Origin of the sequence: Amycolatopsis endophytica (genome assembly GCF_013410405.1) — a bacterium.
GTDB lineage: Bacteria > Actinomycetota > Actinomycetes > Mycobacteriales > Pseudonocardiaceae > Amycolatopsis_E > Amycolatopsis_E endophytica.
This window is the reverse complement of record NZ_JACCFK010000001.1, coordinates 3285532-3300559: the sequence shown is the minus strand read 5'-3', so window position 1 is coordinate 3300559 and position 15028 is coordinate 3285532. Positions and strand designations below refer to the sequence as shown.

Below are 15028 nucleotides of genomic sequence, written 5' to 3'. Positions count from 1 at the left end.
GCGGCACGCTCGGCACAAAATCGCCCGATCCTGGCGGATTCCGACACACGCTAGCCTGCTCCGGTGGTTTCACTCGACTCCCTGGATCGCCGCCTGATCCACGCGTTGCAGCTCGACGGGCGGGCGCCGTTCAGCCGGATCGCTGCGGTGCTCGGCGCCTCCGACCGGACGGTCGCCCGGCGTTACCTGCGGCTGCGCTCGTCGGGTGCGCTCCGGGTGCTCGGCCTGACGAGCGCGCGGGCGCTGGGGCAAACCGAGTGGTTCGTGCGCCTGCAGTGCGCGCCCGACGCCGCCGCCCAGGTGGCCGCCGCGCTAGCCCGGCGGCCGGACACGTCGTGGGTGAGCCTCACCTCCGGCGGCACCGAGGTCACCTGCATCACCCGCACCGGCGGCCGCTCCGAGGCCGAAAGCCTGTTGCTGCGCAAGCTTCCGCGCACGCCGCGCATCGTCGGCGTCACCGCGCACTGCCTCCTGCGCGTCGTCGCGGGCGACACCGGCTGGGCCGGCCGGACCAGCGCGCTCACCGCGGACGAGGTCGCGGGACTGCGCTGGGAAGCCCATCCGGACGGCACCGGAACGCCTCTGACCGAAGCGGACTCACGAATGCTCGCGGTGCTCCGCTCGGACGGACGCGCCGACATCCCGTCACTGGCGAAGGCGGCCGGCTGGTCGGAGTCGTCGACGCGCCGCCGACTCGACCGACTGCGCCACAACGGGCTCCTCTACTTCGACATCGACCTCGACGCGCTGCTCTTCGGCTACCACACCGAAGCGATTCTGTGGCTCACCGTCGCACCCGGTTCGCTCACCGCGGTCGCGGAAGCGTTGGCCGGACACGAGGAAATCGCGTTCGCCGCCGCGACGACAGGGCGGAGCAACCTGTTCGCCTTCGCCGTCTGCCGGGATACCGAAGCGCTCTACGACTACCTCGCGAACCGGCTGGGTCCGTTGCCGGGACTGACAGCCGTCGAGACCGCACCGGTGATCCGCCGGGACAAGCGTGCCGTGCTACCGCTGTGAGCCCGCGCGCTGTTCGTCGTAGGTCTCGCGCGCGTCGAGCAGTTCCTCCCCGTGCTCGCCCGCCCAGGCGCAGGCCGCCTTCATCGGTTCGAGCATGCTGCGGCCGAGCGGCGTGAGTTCGTCCTCGTCGGTGCGCCGGACGAGACCGTCGCGTTCCAGGCCCCGCAACGACTTCGTCAGCATCTTGGGTGTGACCCGCCGCAGCGGCACCCGGAGTTCGGAGAAGCGGCGTGGTCCGTGTTCGAGGCAGGCGATCACCAGCGGCGCCCACTTGTCGCCGAACCGGATCGGCGCCAGGCCCGACGGGCAGATCTCGTCGAAGCTTTCCCGCCATGAGCGCAATCGTGGTTTTCGGTGCCGGTGGGCGAGCGGGGCGGCAGGCGGTCGCGGAGGCGGCGCGGCGGGGGCATGAGGTGACGGCCGCGGTGCGTGATCCGTCCCGGCATGCGGCGCCGGACGGGGTGCGGTCGGTGGCGGGGGACGTCACGGATCCGGCCTCGGCCGCGGCCTTGGCGAAGGGGCGGGACGCGGTGGTTTCGGCCGCCGCCGTGTACGGGGCGGGCACCGATCCGCACGCGTTCTTCACGGCTTCGTCGCGGGCACTGACCGACGCCGGGTACGCCTGGTCGTCGTCGGGCTGGCGCCGCTGGCACGTGACGCATCCGGGCAGCGGTTGGTGGACACGCCCGGGTTCCCGCCGGAGTCCCGGCCGTTCTGCGTGGCGCACCAAGCGGGGCTGGACGTGTTGCGGGCGAGCCGCGCGGACTGGCTGTACGTGAGCCCGGCCGGAGACTTCGACCACAACGGCGACCGTTCGGGGCACTATCGGGTCGCCGCGCACCTGCACCCCGAAGACCGGATCTCCTACGCCGACTTCGCGATACCACTGATCGACGAAGCCGTCGACGGACGTCACCCGCACGAACATCTGCTGATCAGCAGCTCTTGACCTCAAGTAATGTCGAGGTTCAATCCTGGTCGGCATGGAACCTCTCGAAGTAGCGATCATCATCGGAAGCACCCGGGAAGGCCGGTTCGGCCCGGTCGTGGCGAACTGGTTCGCCGAACGGGCCGCCGGGCACGGCGAGTTCCGGACCGACGTGATCGATCTGGCCGACACCGACCTCCCGGCGGCCCTCTCCGGCCGTCCGACGCCCGAGGTAGCTTCGGTCAGCGCGCGGCTCGACAGGGCTGACGCGTTCGTCGTGGTGACGCCCGAGTACAACCACAGCTACCCGGCCCCGGTGAAGACGCTGCTGGACTGGCACGGAACGCAGTGGCAGGCGAAGCCGGTGGCCTTCGTCTCGTACGGCGGGCTGTCCGGCGGGCTGCGCGCAGTCGAGCACCTGCGCCCGGTCTTCGCCGAACTGCACGCGGTGACCATCCGGGACACCGTCAGCTTCCACGGAGCCTGGAGCCAGTTCGACGACTCCGGCGCACTGATCGACCCGGACGCGGCGACCGCGGCCGCCAAGGCACAGCTCGACCAGCTCGCCTGGTGGGCCAGCGCACTCCGCACCGCCCGGCGCACCCACCCTTACGCCGCCTGACGCGCTTTCCCCATGTGGGGTTGGGGAGCGGCGGTCAGGCGGCCTTGAGGGCCAGCTCGTCGAGTCCAGCGGTGATGGCGCGGGCGATTTCGTCGATCTGCGCGCCCTGGATGGTCAGCGGCGGCGACACGGCCAGCCCCTTGCCCAGGGTCCTGGTCAGCACGCCCTGCTGCCGGACGAGCAGGCTGAGGTCGGACACCGCCGAGGGCAGGCGGTCCAGCAGGTCCGGCCGCAGTTCGACGGCGGCCAGCAGACCGACGCCAGCTCGCACCTCGCATACGAGGGAGTGCCCGGACAGCGGCTGGAGCGCGGCCGCCAGCTCGGATTCCAGCAGCCGTCCCCGCTCGATCAGGTTGTCGCGCTCCAGGATGTCAAGGTTGGCCAGCGCCGCGGCGCAGCAGGCCGGGTGGCCGGAGTAGGTGGCGCCGTGCCGCAGCGTCGTACCGGGCCGGTCCCAGAACGGCTCGGCGACCCGGCCGTGCACGACCACACCGCCCAGCGGCAGGTAACCGCTGGTCACACCCTTGGCGAAGGTGACGAGATCCGGCTCCACCCCCCACCGCTCGACGCCGAACCAGGTGCCGAGACGGCCGAACCCGCAGATCACCGCGTCGGCGATGAGCAGCACGCCGTACTCGCGGCACACGTCCGCCACGCCCCGCAGGTAGCCCTCCGGCGGGGCGAGCACCCCGCCCGCGCCGATCACCGGCTCGACCAGGAACGCCGCGACCCGCTCCGGGCCGACGCGCCGGATCTCGTCACGCAGCGCGTCCACCGAGTCGTACGCGACCCGCGACGACGACGGCAGGTATTCGCCGAACCCGGTTCGGTTGGCTTCGATGCCCGCGACGCCGGTGCCGATGCCGTTGGTGCCGTGGTAGGAGTTCGTGCGGCTGATGACATGCACACGCTCCGGCCGTCCCTGCGCGACGTGGTAGCGGCGGGCGATCTTGACGGCGCTGTCGATCGCCTCACCGCCGCCGGTGGTGAGGAAGACTTTGGCGCCGGGCATCGGCGCGAGCCCGGCGAGCCGGTCCGCGAGCGCGCGTGCGGGTTCGTTCGCGAAATCGCCGAAGATCGAGTACCCGGCGAGCGTGCGCATCTGCTCGGCGGCCGCGTCCGCGATCTCCGCGCGGCCGTGGCCCGCGTTGGCGTACCAGAGGCTGGCCGTGGCATCCAGGTAGCGGTTGCCGGCGGCGTCGTAGACCCACACGTCCTCGCCGCGTTCGAGGACGAACTCCTCGCCCCTGACCATCGCCATGTCCGAGAACGGATGCCACAGTGCTGTCTCCATGGTCCTCACGTTAGCGGGCGGTCGACCTCGCCGGGACCGGAAATTGCCGGGCAGCCAGTGACGTCAGGGCGCGGCTTCCGCCGGGGACTTCTCCGGCGGGGACGCCTGCTCCGGCACCGAGATCTCCACCCTGGGCGCGGGAGACGCCTTCGCCTCGTCGGGCGCCGCGGGATGCGCGTCACGCAGGAGCGGCGTCGCCCGGGACAGGAGATCGTGCACGGCCCGAAGACGGTGGGCCGCCTCGTCGCGGACCTTGTCCAGATCCGCGACCTTGGCGTCGGCTTCCTCGGTGCGGCGGGCGGCCTCGGTGGTGGCTTCGGCCAGGAGTTTTTCGGCCCGGGCTCCGGCACTGGTGACCTTGTCCTCGGCGCGGGCGGTCGCCTCGGCGACCAGGGAGCGGGCGCGGTCGGCGGCCTCCGCGACCTGCCGGTCAGCGCGGGAACGCGCGTCGGCCAGGAGGGTTTCGGCGCGGGCGGTCGCGTCGGCGACCAGCTCGTCCGCCCGGGTGCGGGCATCGGCCTCCCGCTCCATGGCCGCGGTCCGAAGCGCCTCGGCCTCCTCGCGGGCGGAGGTCAGGGTCCGGTTCGCCTCGGCACGGGCAGCGGCCAACGACTCCTCGGCCTCGGCGCGCGCGGATGTCACCAGCTCGTCCGCCCGCGCCCTGGCCTCGGCGTCGCGTTCGGCGATGGTGCGCACCGCGGCCGCACGCCGGAGGGTCATGGCCTCGTCGAAGTCCTTCTCGACCTCGGCGCGGCGGCGGGCGGCCTGGTCGTCCAGCTTGTGCCTGCTCTGCGCCGCCTGCCGGGTCATCAGGTCGACCTCGGCCTGCGTGCGGCGCATGATCTCGGCCTGCTCCTCGGCCATTTCCCTGCGCCGGGCGTCCAGTTCGGCGACCAGGCGCTCGTGCCGTTCCCGCAGCCGTCCCGCCGCCTGATCGGCCGCCGCCCAGCTCCGCTCGGCCGCCAGCCTCGCCCGCTCGGTGACCTCGGCAGCCTCGTCCTCGGCCAGCTCGACCATCCGCAGCAACCGCTCGGTCAGGCCCTCGGCCTCGATCGGCGAGCGGCTGATCCGGTCGATCTTCGCGCGCAGCGCGTCGTTCTCACCGCGCAGCGCCTCCAGTTGCACGGCCAGCCGCTCGACGGTGACCGCCGCCGCGTCGCGGTCGGCGATCAGCATCCGCAGATCGGCCTCGACGGTGCGGACGTACGCCTGCACCTGGCGCGCGTCGTAGCCCCGCCACGAGCGGTCGAAATCGGTCCGCAGTGGCACCAGATCCTCGCGAGTGTCCACGGCCGTCATCCGCACCTCCCGAAGAGACTGTCCTGAATGGACAAAGCTACTGAAAGCCCGCCACTGCCCAGCATCCTCTCATCCGTGCCCGCCGTCCACCCGCAGGGGCCGCACGGCCGGATTTTCCAGTGCGACAAGGGCGGATTTGTCTTCGAGCCCGCCCGTCAGCGCCTTGCGCCACGGCCCGGCGAGCATCACCTTCATGCCCGCGTTCCCCAGCCGGATGGCGGTTCTCGACTTCGGCAGGAACGACTTCGTGCCACCGGGCATGGGTTTCTGGTTCACCTGCACGTAGTGCCGCAGCCGACGTTCGTATGCCTCCAGCGCCCGCCGGTGATCACCCTGCGCAGTCGCGAGTTCGGCGGCGAGCACGTACGCCCCGACGACCGCCATGCTGGTGCCCATGCCGAACGAGCCGGCGAACGCGGCGTCACCCAGCAGCACGGCCCGTCCCCGCGACCAGGTCGGCAGGGAAACCTTCGACTCACGGTCGAGGTAAAAGTCCGGTGCGTCGCGCATCGCCTCGATCAGCCGCGGCACGAACCAGCCCTCGCCCGCGAAAGTCCGCGCCACCAGGTCCTTCTGACCCGCCACGTCCCGGCGATCCCATTCCCCGGCATCCCCCAGGAACCACAGCATTCCGCGCGCCGCGCCCCCGCACCGGGTACACGCTCGCCCGCCTGCCGCCCGGCATCGAATACATCGTCTGCAGGCCGTCGGACCCGGTGCCGACCGGCGCCTCGAACACGCACTTGAAGAAGCCCCGGTCCGCGACCCACTCCCGCTCCGGCCCGAACACCAGCCGCCGAACCCGCGAATGCACCCCGTCGGCGCCGACGACCAGGTCGAACGTCCTGCGTCCGCCGCTGTCGAACCGCACGTCGACACCGTCGTCGCGCGAGTCGAGGGCCGCGATCGCGTCGCCGAACAGGTACTCCACACCGTCGCGGCTCGCGTCGTGGAACAGCTGCCCGAGGTCGCCGCGCAGGATCTCGATGTCGGCGATGATCCCACCGGAATCCCCGGACAGCTGCGCGCCCCATTCGTACAGCCGCCGGTTCCGCTCGTCGACCGCCGCCACGCCGACGACGCCGGTGTGCCGGGCGCGGATCTCGTCCAGCAGGCCCATCCGCGAGACCACTTCACGGGCGGTTCCGCGCAGGTCGACCGCCTGCCCGCCGAGGCGCAGCGCCGGCGCCCGTTCGACGACTGTCACGGCGAAGCCGTACTCGCGAAGCCAGTAGGCGAGCGCGGGCCCGGCGATACCGGCACCCGAGATCAAGATGTTCATGCGTACACCGTACATACGGTCTCGTACGTCGTAAAGTTACCTAGTGCACTGGTGTTAGACTGCGTAAATAACGAAGTGCGCACTAGTACGGAGAATGTCATGGTCGAGCCGCCGCCCTACGTCAGGATCGTCGCCGACATCCGGCGCCGCATCGACAGCGGGGAACTCCGCGCCGGTGATCGCGTGCCCTCCACGCGGCAGCTCACGCAGGACTGGGGCGTCGCGATGGCGACCGCGACCAAGGCCCTCACCGCGCTGCGGCAGCAGGGCCTCGTCACGGCCGTTCCCGGTGTCGGCACCGTCGTCGCCTCCGCCAGAACCCCCGCGCCGCCCCGGCCGAGGGAGCAGGACCTCAGCCGCGACCGCATCATCGCCAAGGCCATCGAGATCGCCGACACCGAAGGCTTGGCCGCGGTCTCGATGCGCCGCCTCGCGACGGAACTCAACGCCGCCACCATGTCCCTCTACCGGCACGTCCCTGGCAAGGACGAGCTGGTCCTGCTGATGGCCGACGCCGTCCTCGCCGAAGACACCCTCCCCACCGAACCGCCCGCGGACTGGCGAGCACGACTCGAACTGTCCTCCCGCCTGCAGTGGGCCGCCTACCGCCGTCACCCGTGGCTGGCCAGAACCATTTCCCTCACGCGGCCCCAGGCGCTCCCGCGCGGGATCGCCCACACGGACTGGTCCCTGGCCGCGCTCGAACTGCTCGGCCTGCCGCCGTCGACACGGCTCAACGCGTACTTGACCCTTTTCGGCTACGTCCGTGGTGCCGCTGTCACTTTCGAAGCCGAGTACGAGGCGCTGCGGGACACCGGCCAGACACCCGGCGAATGGATGGCCGAACAGGGGCCGCATCTGGCGGAAATGCTGGAGCTGCACCGCTTCCCCGCGCTGGCGAGGCTGCTGGCGCACGACTTCCAGACCGACCTCGACGCCCAGTTCGAGTTCGGCCTGCAACGCATGCTCGACGGTTTCGAGGTGTTTGGCGCGCACCCGTCAAGGTCGACACCGTAGCCTTGCCGGGTGACGGAGACCGAGGGGCAGGACAACGCGCGCGTGATCGCCGGCCGCTACCGGCTGCGGCGTCACATCGGTGGTGGCGCGATGGGGGTCGTCTGGGAGGCGACCGACCAGGTACTGGACCGAACCGTTGCGGTGAAACAACTTCTGCTCCCGCCCCGGCTCACCCCCGAGGAGGCGGAGCAGGCACGCAAACGCTCGTTCCGTGAGGCCCGGCTCGCCGCGCGCCTCCAGCACCCGCACGCCATCACGGTGTTCGACGTGGCCGACGACGACGGCAAACCCGTGCTGGTCATGGAGTACCTGCCCTCGCACAGCCTGGCCGAGGTGCTCGCCGAGCGCGGCAGCCTCCCGCCGGCCGAGGTCGCCCGCATCGGCGCGCACGCCGCGTCCGCGCTGGCCGTCGCGCACGCCGCCGGGATCGTGCACCGCGACGTCAAGCCGGGCAACATCCTGCTCGGCGCCGACGGCACCGCGAAGATCACCGACTTCGGCATCTCCAAGGCCGCCGACGACGGCACCCTGACCGGCAGCGGCCGCTTCGCGGGCACGCCCGCGTTCCTCTCCCCCGAGGCCGCCCGCGGCGAGCAGCCCGGCCCGGAGTCCGACGTCTACTCGCTGGGCGCCACGCTCTACGCCGCGGTCGAGGGCAGGATGCCCTACGGCGACACCGACAACCAGATGGCGCTGCTCTACGCGGCCGCCGCCGGGCGCGTCGCCCCGCCGCGGCAGGCCGGACCGCTCACCGGCGTCCTCGACCGGATCCTCCAGGTCGACCCCGCGGTCCGACCGACGATGGCGGAACTGGCCACCGAGCTGGGCAAACTGGCCTCGCTGTCGGCTCCGGCGAAGGCCGGTACGGCGCCGTCCGAGGGGTCCAGACGAAGATACGTCTGGGCCGGTGCCGCGCTGGTCGTCGTCGCCGCCCTCGTCGTGGTCCTGGTGATCATGCTGCCCGGCTCGACCGGGACCGGCGCCGCGCCCGGCCAGTCCACCTCCGCGGCACCGCCGCCCCCGTCGTCCAGCGCGGACCCGCCGTCGCCGACCACGAGAACCGTCACCGAGACGGCGTCGAGCACGAGCACCCCCGCCTCTCCGAGCACGAGCGCCAGCCCGAGCGCAGGCTCCGCGACCCAGGTGGTCAGCGAGTACTACGCCCTGATGCCGGGCAACACCGACGCGGGCTGGGAACGCCTCGGCCCCGTCCTGCAGGCCCAGGGCAAGTCCAGCTACGCGGGCTGGTGGTCCACGATCAGCTCGGTCAGCATCGTCAGCGGTCCGCGAATGGTCGACGCCGACACCGTCGAGGTCACGCTCACCTTCGTCAAGAAGAGCGGGAGCCGCTCCACCGAACGGCACCACCTGGACATGGTCGAACGCGACGGCAGGATGCTGATCAACCGGGACAGCGGCGCGCTCTGATCAGGGCAGGTAGTACATCGGGTTCGGCAGTTTGACGGCGCGCTCGGCGTGGCCGCCTTCGAGGTCGCTGTACTGGTCGCCGAGGTTGAGCACCACGGTGGCGCCTTCAGCCTCGATGTGGGCGCGCGTGCCGGATTTGTACTGCACGGTGGTGCAGGTCAGACCGCAGGACAGGTAGTCCGGCGCGGTGGTTTCGGGTTTGAAGAACGCGTCGGCCGGTGCCGGGTAGCCCTCGTTGGCGAGGTTCTTCAGTGACGCCGGGCCCTGGTGTTCCGCGCGCCCGGTCAGGAAGTAGACGTCGACGCCGTGCTGCGCGGCCCAGTTCGCGAGCGCGAGTGTCGGCTTGATCGCCGGGAACGTGCCGTCGTTGATGGCCTGCTCCTGCTTCACCGGGTCGAAGCCGAAGTCGTTGTCGGCCTCCCAGCCGTAGGTGACCTCGGAGGTGTCGTCGATGTCGAGCACGATCGCCGGGTTGCGCACGCCCTGCTGGAGGCGGATCGCCAGGTAGCGCTGGGCGCCCTCGACCTGCCTGCGGACATCGGCGGCCCAGCGGCTGTGGTCGGACTCGTGGTGGTTGCCGTCCTCGTCGACCTGGTCGCCGTAGTACTCCTGGATGTCCAGCTTGACCTGGCCGAGGTTGTCCGGTTCGTGGCTGCCGCCGGAGGTCGCGAGCGCCGTGGTGCCACCGGCGACCGTCGCACCGATCGCCGCCGCGGCGGCCAATTTGACCAAACCGGACATTTTCTCACGCAACATGATCTCTCCCCGTGAATGATGAACGGCGAGTGAACTTACCCCGGAACCCGCTCCGCGCGACAGAGGAAGAAGTGCGGAGTCCGGCCGATGCGCGTGAGCACCACGCTCGCCTCGTCCGCGCCGGTGAGCTTGAGCCGTTTGCGCAGCGCGTCCGGGTCGACGTCCAGGCCACGCACGAGGATCTCCAGCCGTCCCACGCCGCGCGCCCGTAGCAGGCTCCGCAGGGATTTCTCCTGGTAGTGACCGTGCTCGATGACCCGGAACGCGCGCACGCCCGGCGGCGGCTCGTCGCCGGTGAGGTAGGCGATGCGCTCGTCGAGCTGCCACAGCCCGTGCCGGGCGGCGTAGTGCTTGACCAGGCCCGCCCGCACGACCGCCCCGTCCGGATCGACGATCCACTCACCCGGCGCGGCGGCCCCGGCGTCCGACGGGTCCCGGTCGGTGAGCGTCCACTGTGTACCGTCCGACCGCAGCACGCTCGCCCGCCGCGAAGCGGTGGCCAGTCCCGCGCTCCACAGGCACGCCTCCCGGACCTGCCCGTCGAGCGAGACCAGCTCGATCTCCGCCGCCCACGGAACCGCGGCCGGGTCGAGGCCGGGGGCGCACTTCACCGCCAGGTCGCGCCCGGTGCAGACCTCGGCGAGCTCGTCCAGCGGCGGGCCGAAGTCGGCCGGCCGCCAGGTGCGGCGGCCCGCCGAGTCACGGCGGGCCGGGTCGGCCACGACGACGGCGCCGGAGGTGACCGGCGCGAGCGCGTCGGCCTGGACCAGCGGTATTGACGGGCAGTTGTGCCGGGCCATCGCCAGCCGCACCGGGTCGAGGTCCGAGCCGAGACAACGGCGGGCGACCCGGGCCAGCTCGGCCAGGTCCGCGCCGATCGAGCAGGTCACGTCGTGCACGTCCCGCCCGGCCAGCCGCGCCGCGCGGTGCCGGGCGACGGGCGGCACGCTGGCCTGCTGGAGCGCGTCGCCGGTGTAGAGCCACGTGGGGTCGAGCTTGCCCTTGCGCCGCAGCAGCACCGTCTCCAGCACGGCCGCGAACTTCTCGCCCACCAGCTTGCGCACGGCCGCCACGTCCGCGATCCGGTCGGTCAGCGGCAGCTCGGCAACCTGGTCCAGCGCACGCGCGCCTTCCTCCGAGCGGAGGAAGGCGACGTCGTCGAGGGTGAACGTGTAGGGCATTCCGGTTCTTTTCGAAAGCGGAGCTGTACCGGAAATTCCTACGGCTTGGTGCCGGTGATCATGACGTTGTAGAAGAGCTCGCGGGGAAGCACCTTGGCCAGCACCTTCTTGTCCAGCGCGGACAGCCGCAGCCACAGGTGGTAGGCGAACATCCGCCACCGCACGGTCAGCTTCTCCTGCGGGACGGCCGCTTCGAACGTGCGGATCGGCCAGCCCGCCAGCGCCGCCGAGAACTCCTCGGTGACCGCGCGGACGTCGACCGCACCGGCGCCCAGCGCCATGCGCTCCAGCTCGGACGGGTCGAACGTGTGGATGTCGACCACGGCCTCCAGCGCCGCCGCGCGGGAGGACTCGTCCAGCTCCTCCTGCGGACGCCGCCAGCCGTTCAGCGCCGGGACCTTCGTGACGTTCGTGGTCAGCCACCAGGTCAGCTGGCCCAGCTTGCGGGCGTAGAAGTTGCCGATCCTGGTGGGCTCACCGGCGAAGACGAACCGGCCGCCCGGCTTGAGCACCCGCAGCACCTCGCGCAGCGCACCCGGCACGTCCGGGATGTGGTGCAGCACCGCGTGCCCGACCACCAGGTCGAAGCTGTCGTCCGGGTACGGGATGCGCTCGGCGTCGGCGACGCGGCCGTCCACGTCCAGGCCCAGGTTCTCCGCGTTGCGCAGCGCGACCTGCACCATGCCCGGCGAGAGGTCGGTGACCGAACCCTTCTTGATGACCCCGCCCTGCATCAGGTTGAGCAGGAAGAAGCCGGTGCCGCTGCCCAGTTCCATCGCGGTCGGGTAGGGCTGGCCGTCCTCACCCGCGACCGCGTTGAACACGTCGGTGGCGTAGGAGATGCAGCGCTCGTCGTAGGAGATCGACCACTTCTCGTCGTAGGTGCCTGCCTCCCAGTCGTGGTAGAGGATGTTGGCCAGCTTCGGGTCCGAGTACGCCGCCTGGACCTCTTCCTCGGTCGCGTGCGGGTGCGGAGCGGGGTCGGTCACGTCACTTCCCTTCGAAGGTGGCCTTGCCGGGGCCGTTCTCCACGAAAGAGGTCATGCCGGCGGTCTGGTCCTCGGTCGCCCACAGGGCCGTGAACAGCTGGGTCTCCAGCTTGAGACCGCTGGCCAGGTCCATGTCGAGTCCGCCGTCGATCGCGGCCTTGGCCTGCGCGAGCGCGACGGCGGGACCGTTGGCGAACTGCCCCGCCCACTTCCGCGCGGCCGAGTAGACGTCGTCCGGGGCGACCAGCTGGTCGACCAGGCCCAGCGACAGCGCCTCATCGGCCTTGGCGAACCGGCCGGTGAACACCAGGTCCTTGGCCTTGCTCGGGCCGATCAGGCGCGCGAGCCGCTGCGTGCCGCCCGCGCCGGGGATGATGCCGAGCAGGATCTCCGGCTGGCCGACCTTCACGTTGTCCCCGGCGATGCGGTAGTCCGCGCCCATCGCCAGTTCCAGCCCGCCGCCCAGCGCGTACCCGGTGATCGCGGCGACGACCGGCTTCGGGATCGCGGCGACCGCGGCGACCGTGGCCTGCAGCTTCGCGCCGAAGGACCGCATGTCGACGTAGGAGCGGGTGACCATCTCCTTGACGTCGGCGCCACCGCAGAAGGTCTTCTCACCGCCGTAGAGGATCACGGCGCGCACCTCGGCCCGCTCGGTGGCCTCCTGCGCGGCCACCGCCAGCTCGGCCGTGACCTGGCCGTTGATCGCGTTGACCGGGGGCCGCTCCAGCCGGATCGTGCCGATCCCGCCGTCCACCTCGAGCCGTACGAACTCGCCCACGCTGGCATCCTCCTTGATCTTGCCTACCGGCTGGTAGGGCCGACCTTACCGGCGACGCGCGAAGTAGCGGTCACCCGAGCGTTCGAGGAGCAGGTCCTGGTCGAACGTCTTGGACAGGTTCTCCGCGGTCAGGACGTCCTCGACCAGGCCCGCGACCACGGCGCGCCCGTCGCGCAGCAGCAGCGCGTGGGTGAAGCCGGGCGGGATCTCCTCGACGTGGTGTGTGACGAGGACCATGGCCGGGGCGTCCGGGTCCAGCGCCAGCGCGGACAGCCGGGCCACCAGGTCCTCGCGGCCGCCGAGGTCGAGACCGGCGGCGGGCTCGTCGAGCAGCAGCAGCTCGGGGTCGGTCATCAGGGCGCGGGCGATCAGCGTGCGCTTGCGCTCACCTTCGGACAGCGTGCCGTAGAGGCGGTCGGCCAGGTGCCCGATGCCCATCGCGGCCAGGAGTTCCCCGGCGCGGCCGGTATCGAGCGAGTCGTACTGCTCGCGCCAGCGGCCGATCACCGCGTACCCGGCGCTGACCACGACGTCGCTGACCTTCTCGTCGCCGGGGACGCGCGAGGCGATCGCGGCGGAGGTGAACCCGATGCGGGGGCGCAGGTCGAAGATGTTGGTCTTGCCGATCTGCTCGCCGAGCAGGTGCAGCGACCCGGTGGTGGGGTGCAGCTCGGCGGCGGCCAGCCGGAGCAGCGTGGTCTTGCCCGCGCCGTTGGGGCCGAGCACCACCCAGCGTTCGTCCAGCTCCACGGACCAGTCGAGGCCGGCCAGCAGGTCGTTCGTGCCGCGGCGGACCCCCACCCCGGCCATCCGCACCACGAGATCGTCAAGGTCGTTCGGCTCGCTCACGGCCCCATTGTGTCCGCCGAGCGCGGCCGGAGTCGCGCCGCCCCCGTACCACCTCGTGGGACGTCACCCCGGGTAGCCGAAGTTCGTGACAGCATGCGCTGCGTGAGCACCTCCCGGTTCCCGCGCCGCCGTTTCTGGCGCAACCGTGCCGTGGACCTGGTGCTGGTCGCCTCGTGCGGGTGTAGCCCGACGCGGCATGGTCGCTGACCTGCCGCGTCTCGCCCATTTCCCCGCCCACGCGACCTTTCCCGGAGACTTTCGTGACCTCTGTCCTGCCTTCGTCCGAGATCCACCCGCGCCTGGCCGAGTCCGCGCTCGGTGAGCTGCTGCACCCGGAGCGGCTGCTGTGGACCCCGACCCAGCTCGCCGGCCTGACCCGCACGGTCGCGCTGGAGTTCGGCGACTCCATCGGCGAGTTCCTGCACTTCGACACCGACCAGCGGTGGTGGGCCCGGCTCGCCCTCACCGACGGGATCGAGCTGTGGGTGCTGACCTGGCTGGACGGGCAGCACACCGCGCCGCACGACCACGGCGGCGCGGCCGGTTCGTTCACCGTGCTGCGGGGCGAACTGGACGAGGAGTACCGCTACCCCGGCGGCCCGGTCCGGCAGCGCAGGCACGCGACCGGGGACGGAATCGGATTCGGTGCCGGGCGGGCCCACCAGGTGACCGGCGCCGCGGCCGGGGGTTCGGCGAGCATCCACGCCTACTCACCGCCGCTGGTGCCGACCCGCGAGTACAGCAGTCTGGCCGACGTCCCCGCCGAGATCCCGCCACTGCCTGGCATCCTGCGGTGATGGGGATCGACGAGATGCTGGCGGCCGCCCGTTCCTCCCTGGAGCGGGCGGAACCCGCCGACGCGTGGCGGTTGCAGGCCGAGGGCGCGCTGATCGTGGACATCCGGCCGATCGCGAACAGGACCGCCGAGGGCGAGATCCCCGGCTCGGTGCCGGTCGAGCGGATCCACCTGGAATGGCGCCTCGACCCGTCGAGCGACCACCGCCTGCCGCAGGTGCACCCGGACCTGCCGGTCGTGGTGGTGTGCAACGAGGGCTACGCCTCCAGCCTGGCGGCCGCCGACCTGCGACGGCTGGGTCTCGCCCGTGCGACGGATCTGGTCGGCGGCTTCCGCGCGTGGCGTGGCGCCGGACTGCCCGTGCGCCCCGGCGGCACACCCGCCGTCCCCTAGTTCGCGATCCGGGCCTTGGGCCCGGCCGTCTCACGCACGCAACGCCGCACCGCGACGAGCGCGGGCGGTGTTCACGCGGTTGCTGCCGTTGATCCACATCGGGGTGCGGCCGGGACAGGCGTGGGCCGCGCGCAAGCAGGTCCCGGTCCGGCGCGGGATCATCCACTCGGCGAGCGTGCGGCTGCCGGCGCGGGGCTGGAGCCGGTGCCCGACCCGGTGTTCGACTCCTTCGGGTGGCCGACTGCGCCACGCCCGCGGACGCGGCGTTCTACCCCGCGCCGGCGGCACTGCGGGTGCTGCCCGCCGGGGGCAGCACCGTCGCCGTGATCTCGGTCAACGGTTTCCCCGCCGCGTTCCGCGCGCCGACCTCCGCACCCGCTTCCTCTGACCGTT

At 71.7% G+C, this 15028-nt stretch carries 18 protein-coding genes; 8 read left to right on the top strand and 10 right to left on the bottom strand.

The window, feature by feature from the left end; all coding sequences use genetic code 11:
• Positions 1–63: 63 nt before the first annotated feature.
• Positions 64–1020 carry an Lrp/AsnC family transcriptional regulator gene (locus HNR02_RS16370; protein WP_179774020.1) on the top strand — a complete coding sequence of 319 codons (957 nt, stop codon included), beginning with the start codon at positions 64–66 and terminating at the stop codon, positions 1018–1020.
• Here HNR02_RS16370 and HNR02_RS16365 read toward each other — a convergent pair.
• On the bottom strand, positions 1009–1362 hold the full coding sequence (locus tag HNR02_RS16365; protein ID WP_179774019.1) for a winged helix-turn-helix transcriptional regulator: 354 nt from the start codon (positions 1360–1362) through the stop codon (positions 1009–1011). The two genes, HNR02_RS16370 and HNR02_RS16365, sit on opposite strands and share 12 nt — an antisense overlap.
• On the opposite strand from HNR02_RS16365, the gene HNR02_RS16360 reads away from it, so the two are divergent.
• Genes HNR02_RS16360 through HNR02_RS16355 form a run of 3 tightly spaced genes read left to right on the top strand, consistent with a single transcriptional unit; the run spans position 1353 to position 2570 of the window.
• A complete protein-coding gene (locus tag HNR02_RS16360; RefSeq protein WP_246338582.1) occupies positions 1353–1799 on the top strand; it encodes an NAD(P)-dependent oxidoreductase in 447 nt (148 codons plus the stop codon). The two genes, HNR02_RS16365 and HNR02_RS16360, sit on opposite strands and share 10 nt — an antisense overlap.
• Entirely contained in the window at positions 1697–1969 is a 273-nt protein-coding gene (locus tag HNR02_RS35475) for an NAD(P)-dependent oxidoreductase (protein WP_246339252.1), read from the top strand. The genes HNR02_RS16360 and HNR02_RS35475 overlap by 103 nt, the downstream gene beginning before the upstream one ends.
• A 34-nt stretch (positions 1970–2003) precedes the next feature.
• Complete coding sequence (locus HNR02_RS16355) at positions 2004–2570, top strand: NADPH-dependent FMN reductase (RefSeq protein WP_179774018.1); 567 nt, start codon at positions 2004–2006, stop codon at positions 2568–2570.
• Positions 2571–2604: 34 nt separating this feature from the next.
• On the opposite strand, the gene HNR02_RS16350 is transcribed toward HNR02_RS16355, so the two are convergent.
• The 4 genes from HNR02_RS16350 to HNR02_RS16335 all read right to left on the bottom strand — a co-directional run bounded on the left by HNR02_RS16350 (position 2605) and on the right by HNR02_RS16335 (position 6445).
• Complete coding sequence (locus tag HNR02_RS16350) at positions 2605–3864, bottom strand: aminotransferase family protein (protein ID WP_179774017.1); 1260 nt, start codon at positions 3862–3864, stop codon at positions 2605–2607.
• Positions 3865–3927: 63 nt separating this feature from the next.
• The gene (locus HNR02_RS16345; protein WP_179774016.1) at positions 3928–5163 is read right to left on the bottom strand and encodes a DivIVA domain-containing protein; all 1236 of its coding nucleotides are present in this window, start codon (positions 5161–5163) and stop codon (positions 3928–3930) included.
• 69 nt (positions 5164–5232) lie between these two features.
• Positions 5233–5727, bottom strand: coding sequence for a Rossmann-fold NAD(P)-binding domain-containing protein (locus HNR02_RS16340; protein ID WP_179774015.1), 495 nt, complete (start codon positions 5725–5727; stop codon positions 5233–5235).
• Positions 5639–6445 (bottom strand): FAD-dependent monooxygenase, encoded by an 807-nt coding sequence (locus HNR02_RS16335; protein ID WP_179774014.1) that lies wholly within the window; start codon positions 6443–6445, stop codon positions 5639–5641. The genes HNR02_RS16340 and HNR02_RS16335 overlap by 89 nt, the downstream gene beginning before the upstream one ends.
• A gap of 99 nt (positions 6446–6544) precedes the next feature.
• Between HNR02_RS16335 and HNR02_RS16330 the strand changes: the two genes are divergently transcribed.
• Together HNR02_RS16330 and HNR02_RS16325 are read left to right on the top strand one after the other, a co-directional pair.
• Positions 6545–7462, top strand: a complete 918-nt coding sequence (locus tag HNR02_RS16330; RefSeq protein WP_179774013.1) for a TetR/AcrR family transcriptional regulator C-terminal domain-containing protein — start codon at positions 6545–6547, stop codon at positions 7460–7462.
• Between the two features lie 9 nt (positions 7463–7471).
• Positions 7472–8890, top strand: a complete 1419-nt coding sequence (locus HNR02_RS16325; protein ID WP_179774012.1) for a serine/threonine-protein kinase — start codon at positions 7472–7474, stop codon at positions 8888–8890.
• Here the strand turns inward: HNR02_RS16325 and HNR02_RS16320 are convergent, their stop codons facing one another.
• The 5 genes from HNR02_RS16320 to HNR02_RS16300 are packed head-to-tail and all read right to left on the bottom strand — an operon-like array spanning position 8891 to position 13407.
• On the bottom strand, positions 8891–9631 hold the full coding sequence (locus tag HNR02_RS16320) for an HAD family acid phosphatase (protein WP_179775954.1): 741 nt from the start codon (positions 9629–9631) through the stop codon (positions 8891–8893).
• A 50-nt stretch (positions 9632–9681) separates the two neighbouring features.
• Positions 9682–10827 (bottom strand): THUMP-like domain-containing protein, encoded by a 1146-nt coding sequence (locus HNR02_RS16315; protein ID WP_179774011.1) that lies wholly within the window; start codon positions 10825–10827, stop codon positions 9682–9684.
• Between the two features lie 38 nt (positions 10828–10865).
• Positions 10866–11816, bottom strand: coding sequence for a class I SAM-dependent methyltransferase (locus tag HNR02_RS16310; protein ID WP_179774010.1), 951 nt, complete (start codon positions 11814–11816; stop codon positions 10866–10868).
• Between the two features lies 1 nt (position 11817).
• Entirely contained in the window at positions 11818–12597 is a 780-nt protein-coding gene (locus HNR02_RS16305; RefSeq protein WP_179774009.1) for an enoyl-CoA hydratase/isomerase family protein, read from the bottom strand.
• Positions 12598–12642: 45 nt separating this feature from the next.
• The gene (locus HNR02_RS16300; protein ID WP_218913891.1) at positions 12643–13407 is read right to left on the bottom strand and encodes an ABC transporter ATP-binding protein; all 765 of its coding nucleotides are present in this window, start codon (positions 13405–13407) and stop codon (positions 12643–12645) included.
• A gap of 299 nt (positions 13408–13706) precedes the next feature.
• Between HNR02_RS16300 and HNR02_RS16295 the strand changes: the two genes are divergently transcribed.
• The gene (locus HNR02_RS16295; protein ID WP_179774007.1) at positions 13707–14243 is read left to right on the top strand and encodes a cysteine dioxygenase; all 537 of its coding nucleotides are present in this window, start codon (positions 13707–13709) and stop codon (positions 14241–14243) included.
• Positions 14243–14635: a rhodanese-like domain-containing protein gene (locus HNR02_RS16290; protein WP_179774006.1), complete on the top strand. Its 393-nt coding sequence runs from the start codon at positions 14243–14245 to the stop codon at positions 14633–14635. Before HNR02_RS16295 ends, HNR02_RS16290 begins: the two co-directional genes overlap by 1 nt.
• Positions 14636–15028: the final 393 nt, after the last annotated feature.

Bases quoted from the DNA above. Each gene is read 5' to 3' on its own strand.
- HNR02_RS16360 (WP_246338582.1), top strand. From the start codon at position 1,353: ATGAGCGCAATCGTGGTTTTCGGTGCCGGTGGGCGAGCGGGGCGGCAG.
- HNR02_RS16355 (WP_179774018.1), top strand. From the start codon at position 2,004: ATGGAACCTCTCGAAGTAGCGATCATCATCGGAAGCACCCGGGAAGGC.
- HNR02_RS16290 (WP_179774006.1), top strand. From the start codon at position 14,243: ATGGGGATCGACGAGATGCTGGCGGCCGCCCGTTCCTCCCTGGAGCGG.
- HNR02_RS16315 (WP_179774011.1), bottom strand. From the start codon at position 10,827: ATGCCCTACACGTTCACCCTCGACGACGTCGCCTTCCTCCGCTCGGAG.
- HNR02_RS16350 (WP_179774017.1), bottom strand. From the start codon at position 3,864: ATGGAGACAGCACTGTGGCATCCGTTCTCGGACATGGCGATGGTCAGG.
- HNR02_RS16330 (WP_179774013.1), top strand. From the start codon at position 6,545: ATGGTCGAGCCGCCGCCCTACGTCAGGATCGTCGCCGACATCCGGCGC.
- HNR02_RS16320 (WP_179775954.1), bottom strand. From the start codon at position 9,631: ATGTCCGGTTTGGTCAAATTGGCCGCCGCGGCGGCGATCGGTGCGACG.
- HNR02_RS16300 (WP_218913891.1), bottom strand. From the start codon at position 13,407: ATGGCCGGGGTGGGGGTCCGCCGCGGCACGAACGACCTGCTGGCCGGC.
- HNR02_RS16345 (WP_179774016.1), bottom strand. From the start codon at position 5,163: ATGACGGCCGTGGACACTCGCGAGGATCTGGTGCCACTGCGGACCGAT.
- HNR02_RS16335 (WP_179774014.1), bottom strand. From the start codon at position 6,445: ATGAACATCTTGATCTCGGGTGCCGGTATCGCCGGGCCCGCGCTCGCC.